This is a genomic window from Pseudohalioglobus sediminis (assembly GCF_008370495.1).
In the GTDB taxonomy this organism is placed as follows: Bacteria; Pseudomonadota; Gammaproteobacteria; order Pseudomonadales; family Halieaceae; genus Halioglobus.
The window spans coordinates 26910-43151 of sequence record NZ_VTUX01000001.1; the positions used below are offsets into that span (position 1 = coordinate 26910).

Genomic DNA, 16242 nt, shown 5'->3' on the forward strand with positions numbered 1-16242 from the left:
AACGCCCGCCCCTGAAAGCACTTTCTGCACTTTTCTCGATTCTCTGGAGAGTGCTTCCGTGCACCACTGACGCGCCCTTTTTCACATGAGTATCAATAAATTACTCACTTTAATCAAGGTAAGTTGCCACCAATGCCTCGGCAATTTGCACACTATTAAGGGCGGCCCCCTTGCGCACGTTATCGGCCACCACCCACATGTCCAGGCCCCGTGGATGGGAAATGTCTTCACGAATCCGGCCCACGAATACCGGATCAGTGCCGGCACTTTCGCTCACAGCAGTGGGATAGCCGCCATCGACGCGCTCATCCATGACCTGCACCCCGGGCGCGCTGCTCAGCAGTTCACGGGCCTGCTCGGCCGTAATCTTGTCGACGGTCTCAATGTGCACCGCCTCCGAGTGCCCGAAGAACACCGGCACTCGCACGCAGGTGGGGTTCACCTGGATACTCGGGTCGTCAAAGATTTTCTGGGTTTCCCAGACCATCTTCATCTCTTCCCGGGTGTAGCCATTGTCCTGGAAGGTGTCGATATGGGGCAGCGCGTTAAAGGCAATCTGCTTCGGATAGACCTTGCTTTCGGCTTCCTGGCCATTGAGCAGGCGGGCCGTCTGCCCGGCCAGTTCCTCAATCGCCTCCTTACCCGTGCCCGATACGGCCTGGTAGGTACAGACATTGATGCGCTCTATGCCCACCGCGTCATAGATCGGCTTCAGCGCCACCAGCATCTGGATCGTCGAACAGTTGGGGTTGGCAATAATGCCGCGAGTGGTATAACCGGACAGCGCCTCGAGATTCACCTCGGGCACGATCAGCGGGATATCCTCGTCACGACGAAAGTGTGAGGTATTGTCCACCACCACGCACCCGGCCGCGGCGGCTATCGGCGCATACTTTTCCGAAATGCTGCCCCCGGCGGAAAACAGCCCGATGCGCGCCTTGCTGAAATCAAACTCGGCGAGGTCGGTGACCTTCACCTGGCTACCGCGGAAGGAAATGCTCTTGCCGGCGGAGCGACTGCTCGCCAGGGGGTAGAGCTCACCCACGGGAAAGTTTCGCTGCTCCAGTATGGAGATCATCGCTTCGCCCACGGCACCGGTAGCGCCTACCACGGCTACATCGTATACATCACTCATTGTCTTATCTCCCTACCCTGTTTACTCACTGACTGCCGCTAACACCGCGTCACCCATTTCTGCCGTACCCACAAGGCGCGTGCCCTCGCTGTGGATGTCCGGCGTACGCAAGCCCTGGTCGAGCACATCGCTGACCGCCTGCTCTATCGTATCGGCCGCCTCGGCACTGCCGAGCGTGTAGCGCAACATCATGGCCACGGAAAGTATCGTCGCCAGCGGGTTGGCCTTGCCCTGGCCGGCGATGTCCGGCGCACTGCCGTGGCAGGGTTCGTACATGCCGCGCCCGTCCTTATCAAGAGAGGCCGAGGGCAGCATACCGATAGACCCGGTCAGCATTGCGGCAGCATCGGAAAGAATGTCGCCGAACATGTTGCCGGTGACCATCACATCGAACTGCTTGGGGCGCATCACCAGTTGCATGGCGGCGTTGTCCACGTAGATATGGCTGAGCTCCACGTCCGGGTAGTCCCTGGCCACTTCCTCCATGACTTCGCGCCACAGCACAGTCGCTTCCAGCACATTGGACTTGTCCACGCTGCAGACCCGCCGGTCGCGCTTACGCGCCAGCGAGAATGCCAGGTGACCGATGCGCCGGATTTCGGACTCGCTGTACTTGTAGGTGTTGTAGCCCTCGCGCTCGCCGTTCTCCAGGGTACGAATACCCCTGGGCTCACCAAAATAGATACCGCCCGTTAATTCGCGAACGATCAACAGGTCCAGGCCTGCGACCAGTTCGGGCTTCAGGCTGGATGCATCCGCAAGCTGTGGATACAGGATCGCCGGCCTCAGGTTGCCGAACAGCTGCAGCTCCGAACGAATCGCCAGCAGCCCCCGTTCGGGGCGCAGGTGGCGCTCCACGCCGTCCCACTTGGGCCCGCCCACGGCACCCAGAAGGATGGCGTCAGCCTCACGAGCCTGCGCCAGGGTCTCATCCGGGAGCGGCACGCCGCACGCATCAATCGCGGCGCCTCCCAGCAGGCCGTGCTCCAACTCGATGCCCAGCGCAAAACGCCGGTCGACGGCCCTGAGCACCTTGACGGCCTCTTCCATAATCTCGGGGCCAATATAATCCCCCGGCAAAACCAGTACTTTCCTAGCCATTCAGCAGCTCCCGCAAGTCATTACTTGATCGCGCCAAACAGCCAGGGAGACTGTTGCCGCCATTTCTCTTCGTAGGCACGGATGGCATCCGCCCGCTGCAGCGTCAGGCCGATATCATCGAGCCCCTGCAACAGGCACTGCCGACGAAACGCGTCCACCTGGAAAGGCATGACTTCACCCGAAGGCGTAAGCACCTTTTGCTCCTGCAGATCCACCGTCAGCGCATAGCCTTCCTGCGCATACATTTCTGCAAACAACTGCTCCACCTGCTCTTCTGACAGCACGATAGGCAGCACGCCGTTCTTGAAACAGTTGTTGTAAAAGATATCGGCGAAACTGGGGGCGATGATGCAGCGGAAGCCGTAGTCTTCCAGCGCCCAGGGCGCGTGCTCCCGGCTCGAGCCGCAGCCGAAGTTCTCTCTTGCCAGCAGGATCGAAGCGCCCTGGTAACGCGGGAAGTTCAACGGGAAATCCTGGTTCAGTGGACGGCCGCTGCAGTCCTGTCCCGGCTGGCCCTCGTCGAGGTAGCGCAGCTCATCAAACAGGTTGGGGCCAAAGCCCGAACGCTTGATCGATTTCAGGAACTGCTTGGGAATAATCAGGTCGGTGTCGACATTGGCGCGATCCATTGGCGCGGCAATGCCCTCGTGCACGGTAAATGCCTTCATTGTCCTGCCCCCTCCCAGTTGCGCACGTCGACAAAGTGGCCTGCCACCGCTGCCGCCGCGGCCATGGCCGGGCTCACCAGGTGCGTGCGGCCACCAAAGCCTTGCCGGCCCTCGAAGTTCCGGTTGGAGGTGGAAGCGCAGTGCTCACCCGCGCCGAGCTTGTCTGCGTTCATGGCCAGGCACATTGAGCAGCCGGGCTCGCGCCACTCCATGCCCGCCTCGATAAATACCTTATCCAGCCCCTCGGACTCGGCCTGTTTCTTGACTTCACCGGAGCCGGGCACCACCAGCGCCTGCTTGATACTGCTCGCCACGCGATGACCCCGCACCACTTCAGCGGCTGCGCGCAAGTCCTCGATCCGGGAATTGGTACACGAGCCGATGAACACGCGATCCGGACGAATCGCCGAAATGCTGGAGCCCGCTTCCAGACCCATGTACTCGAGGGCGCGGGTGACCGCGGCTTTCTGCGTGGCATCCTCGATCTCGGCCGGGTCGGGCAGTACGCCATCCACGGGCAGGACCATCTCCGGAGAAGTGCCCCAGGTTACCTGTGGCTTGATGTCCTCGCCCTGCAGGGTGACTACTGCGTCGAACTGGGCATCGTCATCCGAGTGCAAATTGCGCCAGGCGCTGACCGCCCGCTCCCACATCTCGCCCTGCGGCGCATAGGGGCGCCCCTGGACATATTCCAGCGTGGTGTCATCCACCGCCACCATGCCCATGCGCGCACCGGCCTCAATCGACATGTTACACAGGGTCATGCGCCCCTCCATGGACATGTCCCGCACCACCTGGCCGCCAAACTCGATCGCGTAACCGGTACCGCCGGCGGTGCCGATCTTGCCGATGATCGCCAGGGCAACGTCCTTGGCGGAGACGCCCGCCTGGAGCTTACCGTCGACCCGCACCAGCATGTTCTTCATCTTCTGCTGAATCAGTGTCTGCGTGGCCAGTGCATGTTCCACTTCCGATGTGCCGATGCCATGGGCCAGCGCGCCCAATGCACCGTGCGTGGAGGTGTGGGAGTCGCCACACACCACGGTCATTCCCGGCAGCGTGGCGCCCTGCTCCGGGCCCACCACATGCACGATGCCCTGGCGCACGTCATTGATGTCGAATTTGACCAGTTCGAACTCATCGCAGTTTTCATCGAGGGTCTGCACCTGCAGGCGGGAGACCGGGTCCTCGATCGCGGCCACGCCCCCGGCGCGCTCGCGACGTTCCGTGGGGACGTTGTGATCCGGCACCGCCAGGTTGGCGTCGCGGCGCCAAGGCGCGCGACCCGCCAGGCGCAGGCCTTCAAATGCCTGCGGCGAGGTCACTTCGTGAATCAACTGGCGATCAATATAGATCAGCGCGCTGCCGTCCTCGCGCTGTTCCACCAGGTGGCTGTGCCACAATTTATCGTAAAGGGTTTGCCCGGCCATGAGTTACCTCCGCATCAGGTCTGCTACAGGGCGGGAATTATGGGCTTGCAACAACAATTACTCAAATTTATTATTTTTATCCACTGGATTACCAAAAGGAATACATATGGATCTGCAGACCTTGCAGGCGTTTATGCTGGTTGCCGAGAACAACTCCTTCTCGCAGGCTGCGGAAAAGCTCCACCTCACCCAGCCCGCCGTCAGCAAACGCATTGCCCTGCTGGAGGAACAACTGGGCGCGCCGCTGTTTGACCGTATCGGCCGGCAGGTCAGCCTGACCGAAGCCGGGACGGCACTGCTGCCCCACGCCAAGGCGGTGCAGCAGGAGCTGGCGGCAGCAGAGCGCGCCGTGCGCGACCTTTCCGGTGAGGTGGGCGGTGAGCTGCGCCTCGCCACCAGCCACCACATCGGACTGCATCGGCTGCCACCGGTACTCAGCCGCTTCAGTCGCGACTATCCAGGCGTGCACATCGATATCGATTTCATGGACTCAGAGCAGGCCTATGAACTGATCTCCCAGGGCAAATCAGAACTGGCGGTGGTGACGCTTGCGCCGACCCAGGAAAGCACCCTGGTAGCGAACCCGATCTGGCATGACCCACTGGACATCATGATTGCTCGCGACCATGCCCTGCTGCGCGGCGACAGGGTTCCGGACCTCGCGGCACTGAGCCAGCATCCTGCCATCCTCCCGGGCCTGAACACCTATACGGGACAGATCATCAAGCGCCTGTTCGACGCACACGAACTCGCGCTGCAGGTATCGCTGGCCACCAACTACCTGGAGACCATTCGCATGATGGCGACGGTGGGGCTGGGCTGGACCATGCTGCCGCGCAGTATGCGCGACGAGTCACTGTCGACGATTGACGTGGCAGGCGTGGCCGCCGAACGCACTCTCGGTCTGGTGTACCACCGCGGCCGCAGCCTGTCCCGGGCCGCGCAGGCATTCATCGATACACTGCTGGAGTTTGCCGACTAGGCGGGTTTGTCATCCTCCAGCAGCCCCTGCAGGGTCACCGGCTTAACCAGTCCGTCCTGGGACATACCCGGGTGATCAGGAAAGTAGAAGGTGGCGTTGAAACGGGCGACTACACCACGCTCGTTACGGATTACGCCGCGCGCAAAACCGAACAGGCGCTTTAGCTCCACGCCCTCCTGCCGGGTTTCGATCCATTGCCCCTGCTTGGCAGCGGAAATGAAATCCATGCTCAGGTTGATAGTCGGGGCCCCGGCAATTTTTCCCCGCGCCATGTTGGCCCATGAGGCTGCGGCGATATCCGCCAGCGTCATCAGTGCGCCGCCGTGGCAGATTCCCATGGTATTGCTGTGCTGGGGGCCGACAATAATGCCGAACTCCACCCCCTCTCCGTCCGCCTTGCGGTAAAGCGGCTTCAGGTTGTCGGTAAACCCGTAACCCAGCGGCAGCGATTCATAACCCGCCGGTGCTGTAGTCATCGCATCATCACTCATACTGTGTCTCGATTGCGTCGCATTAGAAAATACCCATCGCCACGCCGGCGGCCAGCGCCTGGCCCAGGTCCCGCGCTGCATCGCGATGCTGCGCACTGACCTCACCGCGCAGGATGGTCGCTTCTGTGGCCTCTGTGAACGGAATGCCGGCCAGTATGCGCTGTGCCTGTCGCACCGCGCCACGCCCGTCATTGCCCGCACTGATCAGCAGCGCGTAGGGCAACACCAGGTCGCGGTCGATGGCAGGGTAGAACACCCGGTCCAGAAAGTCCTTGGCGCCGCCGCTGAGTGAACCGCTGTTCTCCGCAGCGACCAACAACAGCGCATCGCTCTCGGCGAGGTCTGCTACCCCCGCGTCGCAAGCGCGGCGCAGGGAGACGCTCACCCCTGCTTCGAGCGAGGCGCCTGCCACCGCAGCCTGCGCCAGCCGCGCGCAGTTGCCGCTCTGCGTGTGATACACAACCAGTAAGCGAGACATGGAGCCGTTTCCGTGCATGATCAGGCCGAATTGGAACACAGGCGGCGGTATCACGCCACGATCATTGCTGCCGCAAGCGCCTTTCTGTTGTAATAGCGCCCCGCAATCCAACGGAGATATCACATGGGTGAAACCAACAGGCAGTGGCTGCTGCAACAGCGCCCCGTCGGCATGATCGGCCCCGAACACTTCGAACTCAGGGCAGGCCCCCTGCCCGAGCCTGACCTCGATGCCGGGCAGGTGCTGGTAAAAACCCTGATGCTGGGATTTGATCCGGCGATGCGCGGCTGGGTGGAAGATGTGCGTAGCTACCTGCCCCCCGTGGAACTTGGGGCCCCGATGCGCGCCAGCGGCATTGGCCAGATCGTCGCCTCACGCAACCCCGAGCTCCCCGAAGGAGCCCTGGTGCAGGGCTTGCTGAACTGGCAGGAGTACTCCATCGGCGACCCGAAAAGCGAAATTCCGCCGCGTGTGCTGCCGGAGGGCGTCACGCCGTCGATGGCGCTGAGTGTTTTCGGCACCACCAGTCTCACCGCTTACTTCGGCCTCCTCGATGTGGGCCAGCCGCAACAGGGTGAGACCGTGCTGGTGTCCGGCGCAGCGGGCGCCACCGGCTCGGTTGTGGCGCAGATTGCCCGTCTCAAGGGCTGCCGCGTAATCGGCATTGCCGGTGGCAGCGAGAAGTGCCAGTGGCTGCAGGAGAAGTGCGGCCTGGACGGCGTTATCGACTACAAAAGCGAGAACATCGATGCGCGCCTGGCCGAACTGTGCCCGCAGGGCATCAACGTGTTCTTCGACAATGTCGGCGGAGAAACACTGGAAACTGCCATCAACCACATGGCTGACTTCGGGCGCATCGTGCTGTGCGGGGCGATCAGCCAGTACAACGAGGCCACGCCGCAGCCGGGACCCAGCAACCTGATGCTCCTGGTTGCCAGGCGGATTCGGATGCAGGGATTCATCGTACTGGATTACCTCGACCGCGCTGACGAGGCCTTTGCCGACCTGGCCACCTGGGTCATGGCGGGTGACATCGCCTGGCGTGAAGATATCCAGTCGGGTTTCGAGAATATCCCGGCCACATTGCAGCGCCTGTTTGACGGACGCAACCAGGGCAAGCAATTGCTGCAACTGGCCGACCCGGAATAGTTATCCACAGCTTATCCTGTGGATAACTATGGGGACAGATGTCGACCCTGTCCCCCGCCCCCGGCTCGCCGCAAGCGCCCACCGGCAACGCGGCGACGCTGACTGGGCGGGTTTTAAATCCCTAAATCAATAACTTACGGTTTTTTTATAGGCTTTTTGGCCTGTCACATGGCTGAAACACTTGAAATACAGGTGTCTGCGGCCCTGTGTGGATAGTATTCCCTGGCTAAGGTTGGCAGTTACTCACCTTTGAGAGCCCGCCGCTGGCAAGTTTCCTATTTTTCGCGCCTTCGTGCGCGGTTCCAGGCGCACTTAAAGATGGGCTATCTGCCAGCAGCAGTGAATGCGTTTGTTGCGCTGGAAATCCGGGTCCAGCGTCTGCGCGGTGATATCAGTGCAGTCAAAATCCTGCAGCAAGGATTCATCGAGTTTGAAACCCCGGCGATTGTTGGAAAAGTACAGCGTGCCGTCGGGGCGCAGCCTGGCCATGGCATCCCGTACCAGTTGCTCATGGTCGCGCTGCACGTCAAAGCTCCCCTCCATGGCCTTGGAATTGGAAAACGAGGGCGGGTCGAGCAGGATGAGGTCGTATTCCTCCTTGTCTTGCGCTAGCCATTGCAGGCAGTTGGCGCGGATACGGCGATGCTTGTCCTCGCCCAGGCCATTGTGGGCCAGGTTCTTGCGTAACCAGTCGAGGTAGGTATTGGACATATCCACACTGGTGGTCCTGCGCGCACCGCCCAGCGCCGCCTGCACCGTGGCGCTGCCGGTATAACAAAACAGGTTGAGAAAGTCCTTGCCCCGGGCCTCGCCGCCGATGCGCAAGCGCAGGGGACGGTGATCGAGAAACAGGCCGGTGTCCAGGTAGTCGTGCAGGTTCACCAGCAGCTTCGCTGCGCCTTCATTGACGCTGATAAATTCACCCCTGCTGTCCTGCTTTTCGTACTGCGCCTCGCCGCGTTGCCTGCGCCGCTGCTTGTAGACGATGTGGGAGGCTGCAATGCCCAGCGCTTCCGGCAGCGCGGCACGCACCTCGCCGAGGCGCCGGCTCGCGGCTTCCGGGTCAACGCCCTTTGGGGCCTGGTATTCCGCCACGTGTGCCCACTCGCCGTAGATATCGACAGCTACCGCGTACTCAGGCATATCGGCATCGTAAACGCGGTAACACTGCACCTGCTCGCGCTTGATCCAGGAGCCCAGGCGCTTGCGGTTCTTGCGCACGCGATTGGCAAACATGACGGCGCCATCACTGAGTTCACCCGGGGCCGATGCCGCGGTAGCTGAAAGCGCGGCGCTTGCCGGCGAAGCGCCCGGCCCGCTATCACGCAGCACATTGCCCTGCAGCTGGAACAGCAACAGTTGCACCTCCAGCGCGCCATTGAACAGGCGATAACGCTTATGGCTACGCAAGCCGATGGCCTTGCCCAGATCGAGGTCCGAGGTCAGCACCGCGGCTTCCCAGTCAGGGAACTCGCGCACCATGGCCTCGCCGAGCTGGCGGTACAGGTAAGCCAGACTCTCTTTATCCCCCAGCCGTTCACCGTAAGGCGGATTGCAAACCAGCAGCCCACAGGGCATCGGCCTGTGGGTGGGCTTCTTCAACTCACCCAGCGACTTGCAACTGACGCGCACGGCTTTTTCCAACCCCGCCGCGGCAATATTTTCCTGCGCCCGGCGAATCACTTTCGGGTCGGCGTCATAGCCGCGCATCTCGGGCAACTGGCTGTTTCGACCGCGCTCCGCCCTGCTGCGGGCATCGGTAAGCATGGCCTGCCATTGTGGCGCATTGAAATCCCGCAAACGCTCAAAACCAAAGCGCTTGCGGCCAAGCCCGGGGGCGATATCCGCCGCCATCATGGCCCCCTCCAGCAACAGCGTCGCCGCACCGCACATGGGATCGATCAGTGCCCCGCCCCGGGCCGCCATGCCCGGCCAGTCAGCGCGCAGCAGGATGGCGGCCGCGAGATTTTCTTTCAGCGGCGCAGCACCGGCCCTGGCGCGGTAGCCGCGCTGGTGCAGGGAGCCGCCAGAGTAGTCCACGGCGACTACGGCGCGCCCCTTGCTCAGGCGAATATTGAGGCGGACATCGGGATTGCGGCGCTCGACATTGGGGCGCTGGCCGCCGTGCTCACTGAACCAGTCCACCACCGCGTCCTTGCTGCGCTGCGCGCCGAACTGGGTATTGCGGATACTGGCGCTCTGGCCGGAAAAATCGATAGCAAAACTCTGCTGCGGGCTGAACAGGCTCGACCAGGCGAAGGTTTTCAGCTGCGAGTAAAGCTGGTCGCCATCCGTCGCCTCTACCGTCATCAGCGGCCGCAGGATGCGGTTAGCCAGGCGCGACCAGAGGCAGGCCCGGTAACCGATCGACAGCGGTCCATGGAAATATACCCCCGCTACCGTCTCCCGGGCCGACTCGGCGCCCAGTGCCAGCAGCTCATCAAGCAGCAGGTTTTCCAGCCCTCGCGGGCAGGCGGCGAACCAGCGGTCCGCCGGGGAGTTACCGGCCTGGCTCACACTTTTTTACGCTTTGCGGCCGGTGCGCGCTTGCGCTTGGGTGCAGCTTTTTTCTTTGCCGGTGTTTTTTTCGGGGCCGCAGCCTTCGAGCGCGTCGTGCGCTTCTTGCCGGCGGTACTGCGCGCGGCAGAACGGCGCGGTTCATTGGCAGCCTTTTCCTTGGCCATTACATCCAGCACCAGGTTGCTGGAACTCTCCATGTAGTGAATGTAGCGCGCAAATTCGTCATCGCTGAACTGGCGCAGCACATCGTGCTGGCGATACAGGTTGACGAACCGGCGCTCGCGCTCGTACTGCTTGGGGATGGTCAACACACCCAGCTGCTCCAGCGTTTGCTCCAGGGCCGGATTGTAGGTGCGCATGAACTTGATCAGGAAAGGGATCGGGTCATGCCGGGCCAACAGCGAGGCCGCCCGCAACATGAGCTCCAGCGGCATGATGGTCTGCCCGCGCTCGATATCCTCCAGCACGGTGTTGTCAGACAGGCCCAGGCTCTCAGACAGCTCCTTGATGGACAGGCCAGCGGTTTCGCGGGCGTCGCGCAGGAAGTGCCCGGCTTCCGCCATCGCCTCCAGCCGCTCCGGCTCCAGCTGGTTGAGCACAGTGGTGCGCAGCCAGGTCTCGCCGAACATCGCCGTCATGGTCGCCGTGTTCTTTGCCAGTTCAAAGGTGCTGCCCGCGACCTGCCCGGTGAGTCGGCGCAGGGAAGCAATCAGCGTGTCGTGGTCTTGGTCGTCTTTTGCCATGGGTACAGGATAGCCTATTGTGAGGGCACCGCGAAATCCTTGCTTGCCCCGGCTGACGGCGGCAGTCCTACCTCAATGGCAAAGATATCGCGCAATATCCCCTGCCACTCCAGGTACTGGTTATCCAGCGTTCCCGTCAGCCTGTACACCTGGCCGCTCGCCTCGATCAGGGTAGGTGCCGTTTCATTGTTGAAGCCACCGGCCAGCTCCGCCAGGTCCTGCTCCTGCAAGCGGTAGGCGCGGTAGGCGTAATAGCTCTGCTGCATCGCCGAGAAACTGCCGCGCCGGCCGGCGCTGTCACGCGTCGCCGCGCGCTGCAGGTACTCCTCCTTGTACAATGACTGCTCGCGGTCGTACTGACGCCAGAGCGAGTAGGTTTCTGCCATGCGGTCGTGCAACTGCCCGTACTGTTCATCTACGTGGTCAATGAACTGGTACTCCTGGTTGCGGATGCGCAGTACCCGTTCGATCATTGGATCACCCTCGGCGGGCAGGCCCAGCAGGCGGTAGGGCTCCGCTTCACCGCCTGCCAGGTAACTGGCGAAAGCTTCCGGCGCCAGTGCTGCGGCATAGCGCATCAGCGCAATATGCCTGATGGCTGCGATCGTTGCCGCATCCAGCTGCAGACGAACCGCATCCAGGTCTGCGGCAATCTCCCGGTAGAGCCCGGCAAAAGGGTCAGCTCCAGGGGGCACCGGATAGTCGTCCTCTGCAGCTTCGGCGACGTACTCACGTTGCAGCCAGACACGACCGCTTGCGTCGCGCCCTGACAGATGCAGGCGCAGGCGCTGCCCGGTTGATTCAACGATGCGCCCTTCCAGCAACAACTCATACAGCGCATTGGGGCGTGGCACCACACGGACGGCTCCCCATTGCCCGGCGTCCTGCAGCGCACGCTGCAGGTTGACCGGCAGGTATTGCGCCTCGGCCTCGCGGATTCGCGGGAAGATGCGCAGCTCGGTATGGGTGGCAACATCCGCGGGAATACCGGGGTCAAACACCACCACGCCCACATCCAGGTGTGTGTCGGCGTGAGCAGCAAATGCCAGCGCGAGGCAGCAGCAGCAGCATAACAGGGAACGCCAACTCACGGCTGCGGCTTCTCGGTGGTGCAGACACGCCCGCTACTCAGAGTTTGCGTGCAGCGAATCCCGTCGGCGTCAGGATCATAGCGACGGTACACTCGGTCCAGGGTGAAAGGCTGTGACACCCCGCTGGAGTGCAGCGTCGTCGCCACCTTGATGCGTTCGCCGTCCGGTCCCAGCGTAAAGCGATGCTGGATGGTAAGCCCTTCGGGCAGGCTGATCTGGAACAGCAGCTGGTGTCCGTCCCAAGCGCAGATTTCACTGCCCAGCGGCGACACCCGTCGATCCGCTTGTGCGGAGTGGTATTCACAATCCAGCGCAAAGCTGCCCTCGCGCTTGATATTGATACGCCCGTCGCCCTGTGTGATATCCAGCAGTTGCGGCTCGGTGACGATCTCGGCCATCCTGGCCAGCGCGTAAACGCTGGCGCCGGCGCTGGCGGACCCGCCGCCCACTGCCAGCGTGCCCCCGCCCTGGCTCATACCGCGCTGCTGGCGTGATGCCCTGCGCTGCAAGTCCCGAATCAGTGCATCGTAGGACTCGCGAATGTTCTCGCTCTCACTGTAATCCACTTGCCAGGCGCCGGACAAGTTTACCTCCGGCTGCGTCGCTGGCGGCGCGGCGCGCTCAGGCGACTGCGCGCAGCCGGCAAGCAACAAGCCGGCCAGCGAGAGACTGCTGAGTAATTGAACTACAGGATAGAAACGCATGACCGCGATAGTGTACCTCAGCATGCAGCGATTGAGAGATGGATTACAAATCTTCACAATGCACGAAGCTGCATGAACGGCCACGCGCCAGCAACACCCCTGCACGGCAACTGGACGCAAAACCTCAACAAACGCCCGAACAAGGACATCCGCCATGAAAATAGGTATTTGCCTGCCCTACATGAAAGCAGGACTCACGCGCGAGGACTACATGGACTGGTTCCGGGCCGTAGATGAAGGCCCCTTCCACTCCATCTCCTGTGGTGAGCGCGTTCACGGTCCCACCTACGATATGCGCGTATTGCTCGCTGCTGCCGCAGCGGCGACCCGGCGCGTGGAAATCACCCCCACGCTCTATGTGCTGCCTATGCACAGCGCCACCAACGTGGCCAAGGAAGTCGCCACACTCGATATCCTTTCTGGCAACCGGGTGAAAAATATCGCCGTGGGCTACGGGGGGCGGGAGCAGGATTACGAGGCCGTTGGTGCACGCTTCCACGGCCGCTATGGGCGCATGGACCGGCAGGTGGAACAGATGCAGAAAATCTGGGGCGGCCAGGAAATCATCGACGGTTGCGGTCCCATCGGGCCCACCCCCACGTGGTCGCAAGCTCCGCGCCTGCTCGCTGGCGCGATGGGGCCGAAGAGCATCGAGCGCTGCGCCCAGTGGGCCGACGGCCTGTACGCCTGGTCGGGCAACGGCGAGCAAGAAGAGCTGCAGCGCACCTTTGCCATGGCCGATGCGGCCTGGGAACGCGCCGGCCGCGGTGCCTCGCCTTATCGCCTGGGCGGATTCTGGTACACCCTGGCCGAGGACGGCCAACGCAAGCTGTATGACTATGTTTACGAATACCTGGCAATCGCCGGACCGGAGATCGCCAGGATGATGGCCGAAAGCGTGCATCGCAGTGGCGCCGACGAGTTGGTCAAGGCGCTGGACAACGCGGAAGCAGCGGGCTGCGAAGAAGTGTTCCTGGTTCCCGCTACCGCGGAACTGGTGGAGATACAGGGCCTCGCGGATATTCTCCACAGCCGGGGTTGAAGCAGGCGTGAATCCGCGGTCGTAGCAGGCCGGTGAACTGGCGTATACTGCGCCTCCCGGATCAACCATAAGAACCCACCACCGCGAGACAACAACATGGCCAAACGAGTTTACCTTTTCAACGAGGGCAACAAGGACGACCGCGAACTGCTTGGCGGCAAGGGCGCCAACCTTTGCGAGATGACCTCCCTCGGACTGCCAGTACCCTTCGGTTTCATTATCACCACCGCCACCTGCCGCGAATATTTCCAGGCCGGCAACAAGCTGCCCGGCCTGCTCGAGCAGGAGTACCGCGTGGCACTGGACCTGGTGGAGAAGAAGATGGACGCCCGTTTCGGCGACCCGGAAGACCCGCTGCTGTTTTCCGTGCGTTCCGGGGCCCCGGTGTCGATGCCGGGCATGATGAATACCATCCTCAACCTCGGCCTCAACGATGAAATTGCCGAGGGGCTGGCCAGGAAGACAAACAACCCGCGTTTCGCCTACGACTGCTACCGCCGTTTTATTTCCATGTTCGCCGACGTGGTCATGGGCGTACCGGGGGAAAAATTCGAGCACGAGATCGAAAAATACAAAGCGGCAAACAACAAGAAGACCGACGTGGAGATGGATGCCGAGGACTGGCAGGCCATTATCGAGATATACAAGACGCTGGTGGACTTCCCCGAGGACCCCTTCGAGCAGCTGAAGATGGCGGTGGAGGCCGTTTTCCAGTCCTGGCACACGCCACGCGCCATCATTTACCGCGAGATGAACAACATTCCCGACACCCTCGGCACCGCGGTCAACGTGCAGGCCATGGTGTTCGGCAATTTTGGCGAAGACTCAGGCTCAGGGGTGGCCTTCACCCGCAACCCCTCGACCGGGGAGCACCATTTCTTTGGCGAGTTCCTGTTCAATGCCGCGGGGGAAGACGTGGTGGCAGGTATTCGCACACCGCTGCCAGTGGAGGCGCTGCGTGAACGCCAGCCCGAGGTCTACGACGAATTGTTCAGCACCCAGGCGCTGCTGGAAAAGCACTATCGCGACATGCAGGACCTGGAGTTCACTGTACAGGAAGGCCGCTTCTACATGCTGCAGACACGCAGCGGCAAGCGCACCGGCCGCGCCGCGGTGAAAATCGCCGTGGATATGGTCGGCGAAGGCCTGATCGATGAAAGGGAAGCCCTGATGCGGGTATCCCCGGAGCATGTGGAGGCATTCCTGCACCCGACGGTCGACCCTGACGCCAAGCAGGACATTATCGCCAGCGGACTACCGGCCAGCCCAGGCGGCGCTACCGGCGAGATCGTGTTCTCCGCCGAAGAGGCCGAGCAGGTCTCGGCGCAGGGGAGATCGGTGATACTGGTGCGCAGGGAAACCACGCCGGAGGACATCCACGGCATGAAGGTGGCGGCAGGCATTCTCACCGAACTCGGCGGTATGACCTCGCATGCGGCGGTGGTCGCGCGGGGTATGGGCGTCTGCGCCATCACCGGCTGCGGCAGCCTGAACATCAACTATGCTGAGGGCACCGCGCATACCGACGATGGCGTGCAACTCAAGCGCGGCGATATCATCACCCTCGACGGCGCTTCAGGCGAAGTCATGCTCGGAGACATCCCGAAGACAGAAGCCTCCTCCTCCGACGACTTCCAGACGCTGTTGTCCTGGGCTGACAAGCATCGCAGGCTCAAGGTGCGGGCCAACGCCGAGACGCCGGAAGATGCCGCCAAGGCCAGGGAGCTGGGCGCCGAGGGTATCGGCCTGTGCCGCACAGAGCACATGTTCTTCGAGGCCAGGCGTATCGAGCAGATGCGCGCCATGATCCTCGCCGAGAGCCAGGAAGAACGCCAGAAGTACCTGGACGCACTGCTGGAGTTCCAGCGTGCAGACATGCTGGAACTGTTCAAGGTCATGGACGGGCTGCCGGTTACCATTCGCCTGCTGGATCCACCCCTGCATGAATTCCTGCCCCATGAGGAAGCAGACATGCAGGCGCTGGCTGAAGCCATCGGCAAGCCTCTGGAGAAGGTGCGCGAGATCACCGAGGGGCTTGCGGAAGTCAACCCGATGCTCGGTTTCCGCGGCTGTCGCCTGTCTATCGTCTACCCCGAGATTACCGAAATGCAGGTGCAGGCCATCATGAGCGCGGCCGCAGACGCCGTGGAGCAGGGCTACCGCCCGCTGCCGGAAATCATGATTCCGCTGGTGGTCAATGTACGCGAGATTCGACTGATCAGCGAGATCATCGACCGCGGCGTGCAGGCGGTGCTACGCGAACGCCTGGTATCGGTGCCCTACAAGGTCGGTACGATGATGGAAACGCCACGGGCAACCCTGGGAGCCGATCGCCTGGCACCGGAAGTGGAATTCATGAGTTTCGGCACCAATGACCTGACCCAGATGACCTACGGCTTTTCCCGCGACGATGCCGGCAAGTTCATCCCCCGCTACATTGAGAAAAAACTGGTCGATGCAGATCCTTTCGTCTCGCTGGACCAGCGGGCCGTGGGCAGGCTGATGGAAATGGCTGTCAATGAAAGTCGCCGGGTGAAAAAGGGCATCAAGTACGGAATCTGTGGCGAGCACGGCGGCGACCCGAGGTCAATTCGCTTCTGCCATAACCTCGGCCTGGATTACGTATCCTGCAGCCCGTTCCGCGTGCCCATCGCGCGCATTGCCGCAGCACAGGCCAACGTGGAACAAGCGCAGGAGGAATGAGTTTT

At 62.1% G+C, this 16242-nt stretch carries 14 protein-coding genes; 4 read left to right on the plus strand and 10 right to left on the minus strand.

What is annotated here, in order from left to right:
- Window positions 1-109: 109 nt before the first annotated feature.
- From F0M18_RS00135 to leuC, 4 genes are read right to left on the minus strand one after another with little or no spacing between them, the layout of a single operon-like run.
- Complete coding sequence (locus tag F0M18_RS00135; protein ID WP_149609361.1) at window positions 110-1135, minus strand: aspartate-semialdehyde dehydrogenase; 1026 nt, start codon at window positions 1133-1135, stop codon at window positions 110-112.
- Between the two features lie 21 nt (window positions 1136-1156).
- Window positions 1157-2236 carry a 3-isopropylmalate dehydrogenase gene (leuB, locus tag F0M18_RS00140; RefSeq protein ID WP_149609362.1) on the minus strand — a complete coding sequence of 360 codons (1080 nt, stop codon included), beginning with the start codon at window positions 2234-2236 and terminating at the stop codon, window positions 1157-1159.
- Between the two features lie 20 nt (window positions 2237-2256).
- Complete coding sequence (gene leuD, locus F0M18_RS00145; RefSeq protein WP_149609363.1) at window positions 2257-2904, minus strand: 3-isopropylmalate dehydratase small subunit; 648 nt, start codon at window positions 2902-2904, stop codon at window positions 2257-2259.
- Entirely contained in the window at window positions 2901-4334 is a 1434-nt protein-coding gene (gene leuC, locus F0M18_RS00150) for a 3-isopropylmalate dehydratase large subunit (protein WP_149609364.1), read from the minus strand. Before leuC ends, leuD begins: the two co-directional genes overlap by 4 nt.
- Before the next feature lie 106 nt (window positions 4335-4440).
- On the opposite strand from leuC, the gene F0M18_RS00155 reads away from it, so the two are divergent.
- On the plus strand, window positions 4441-5316 hold the full coding sequence (locus tag F0M18_RS00155) for a LysR family transcriptional regulator (RefSeq protein ID WP_149609365.1): 876 nt from the start codon (window positions 4441-4443) through the stop codon (window positions 5314-5316).
- Here F0M18_RS00155 and F0M18_RS00160 read toward each other — a convergent pair.
- Window positions 5313-5807 (minus strand): PaaI family thioesterase, encoded by a 495-nt coding sequence (locus F0M18_RS00160; RefSeq protein WP_149609366.1) that lies wholly within the window; start codon window positions 5805-5807, stop codon window positions 5313-5315. The two genes, F0M18_RS00155 and F0M18_RS00160, sit on opposite strands and share 4 nt — an antisense overlap.
- A 22-nt stretch (window positions 5808-5829) precedes the next feature.
- Window positions 5830-6285: a flavodoxin family protein gene (locus F0M18_RS00165; protein ID WP_149609367.1), complete on the minus strand. Its 456-nt coding sequence runs from the start codon at window positions 6283-6285 to the stop codon at window positions 5830-5832.
- A gap of 123 nt (window positions 6286-6408) precedes the next feature.
- Here F0M18_RS00165 and F0M18_RS00170 point away from each other — a divergent pair, with 123 nt between their 5' ends.
- Complete coding sequence (locus F0M18_RS00170; protein WP_149609368.1) at window positions 6409-7434, plus strand: NADP-dependent oxidoreductase; 1026 nt, start codon at window positions 6409-6411, stop codon at window positions 7432-7434.
- 312 nt (window positions 7435-7746) lie between these two features.
- Here F0M18_RS00170 and rlmKL read toward each other — a convergent pair whose 3' ends face one another.
- Genes rlmKL through F0M18_RS00190 form a run of 4 tightly spaced genes read right to left on the minus strand, consistent with a single transcriptional unit; the run spans window position 7747 to window position 12492 of the window.
- On the minus strand, window positions 7747-9951 hold the full coding sequence (gene rlmKL / locus F0M18_RS00175) for a bifunctional 23S rRNA (guanine(2069)-N(7))-methyltransferase RlmK/23S rRNA (guanine(2445)-N(2))-methyltransferase RlmL (RefSeq protein ID WP_149609369.1): 2205 nt from the start codon (window positions 9949-9951) through the stop codon (window positions 7747-7749).
- Complete coding sequence (locus F0M18_RS00180) at window positions 9948-10697, minus strand: helix-turn-helix domain-containing protein (RefSeq protein ID WP_149609370.1); 750 nt, start codon at window positions 10695-10697, stop codon at window positions 9948-9950. Before F0M18_RS00180 ends, rlmKL begins: the two co-directional genes overlap by 4 nt.
- Window positions 10698-10711: 14 nt before the next feature.
- Window positions 10712-11788: a hypothetical protein gene (locus F0M18_RS00185; RefSeq protein ID WP_149609371.1), complete on the minus strand. Its 1077-nt coding sequence runs from the start codon at window positions 11786-11788 to the stop codon at window positions 10712-10714.
- On the minus strand, window positions 11785-12492 hold the full coding sequence (locus F0M18_RS00190; RefSeq protein ID WP_149609372.1) for a hypothetical protein: 708 nt from the start codon (window positions 12490-12492) through the stop codon (window positions 11785-11787). Before F0M18_RS00190 ends, F0M18_RS00185 begins: the two co-directional genes overlap by 4 nt.
- Window positions 12493-12646: 154 nt before the next feature.
- On the opposite strand from F0M18_RS00190, the gene F0M18_RS00195 reads away from it, so the two are divergent.
- Together F0M18_RS00195 and ppdK are read left to right on the plus strand one after the other, a co-directional pair.
- On the plus strand, window positions 12647-13534 hold the full coding sequence (locus F0M18_RS00195; RefSeq protein WP_149609373.1) for an LLM class flavin-dependent oxidoreductase: 888 nt from the start codon (window positions 12647-12649) through the stop codon (window positions 13532-13534).
- Window positions 13535-13630: 96 nt separating this feature from the next.
- Window positions 13631-16237, plus strand: coding sequence for a pyruvate, phosphate dikinase (gene ppdK, locus F0M18_RS00200; protein ID WP_149609374.1), 2607 nt, complete (start codon window positions 13631-13633; stop codon window positions 16235-16237).
- Window positions 16238-16242 lie beyond the last annotated feature (5 nt).